At 57.5% G+C, this 815-nt stretch carries 1 protein-coding gene, 1 tRNA gene and 1 pseudogene; all 3 read right to left on the bottom strand.

Annotated features, from left to right (window positions below; all coding sequences use genetic code 11):
- Window positions 1-101: 101 nt before the first annotated feature.
- The 3 genes and pseudogenes from AC07OO_RS25560 to AC07OO_RS25550 all read right to left on the bottom strand — a co-directional run bounded on the left by AC07OO_RS25560 (window position 102) and on the right by AC07OO_RS25550 (window position 700).
- Entirely contained in the window at window positions 102-368 is a 267-nt protein-coding gene (locus AC07OO_RS25560; RefSeq protein ID WP_495084993.1) for an HNH endonuclease, read from the bottom strand.
- 12 nt (window positions 369-380) lie between these two features.
- Window positions 381-461, bottom strand: a pseudogene (locus AC07OO_RS25555) (HNH endonuclease); the annotation flags it as partial.
- Window positions 462-625: 164 nt separating this feature from the next.
- Window positions 626-700, bottom strand: a tRNA-OTHER gene (locus tag AC07OO_RS25550).
- Window positions 701-815: the final 115 nt, after the last annotated feature.

The raw sequence follows: 815 nt of genomic DNA, 5'->3' as shown, positions 1-815 counted from the left end.
AGTCCTCCTGACTACCCCCCCACCCCCCTGAAACCTGCGCACGTAAAAATTTGGGGAACCGATCGGTTTCCGGCGTACGATCTCTGAAGATCGAAGGCCCCCTACCCCACTGACCGTCGACGACCGCGCGCCGACTCGCTTGCCGTCTTCGCGTCGTGGCAGGGCTCGCACAGGCCCTGGATGTTGCTGTCGTCGTCGGTCCCGCCCTCGGCCAGCGGCTTGATGTGATCCCGGAGCGTGGCGACCGTGATGCGGCCCTGCTTTTCGCACTCGGCGCACAGTGGATGTGCAGCGAACAATGCGGCACGCATGGCCTGCAGCCGCCTACCCGTCACTCGCTTGGTGGCAGTGACAGACTTAGCCCACACTTTGGGTGGATGCTTGGGGCAGCGGCTTGTGCCATCGCGCACTAGCACACCGCAACCAGGGTGGCCGCATGGCTTTGGTGCTGCTGATGGCATAGAGTTGAATGGTTGACCGTCTTTCCGATCTGTCATCTGTTTGTCTACGCTTTTACTCGCAAACCTCAACCCTCTCGGGTCACACGGATACCACCACCGAAGTGGCTTACCGCTATGGGGCGCCCAACAGAAACCCACGCTCAGTTGCCTTGCGACGAATTCTTTGGTTGTGATGATCGGAGTCGAACCGATAGCCTACGAGCACAAGCCCGTTGCTCCACCAATTGAGCTACATCACAAAGAAAAAACCCCTGCAAGCATCAACTTACAGGGGTTCGCATATTCAGCTGTGAATCAATTGGCGTCACTGATTCCACAGCTTGCCTGAAATGTACCAAAAAAGTCTATGTAGAA

It is taken from the genome of Rhodoferax sp. GW821-FHT07G04 (assembly GCF_059418585.1).
This window is presented reverse-complemented; position numbering and strand designations above follow the sequence as displayed.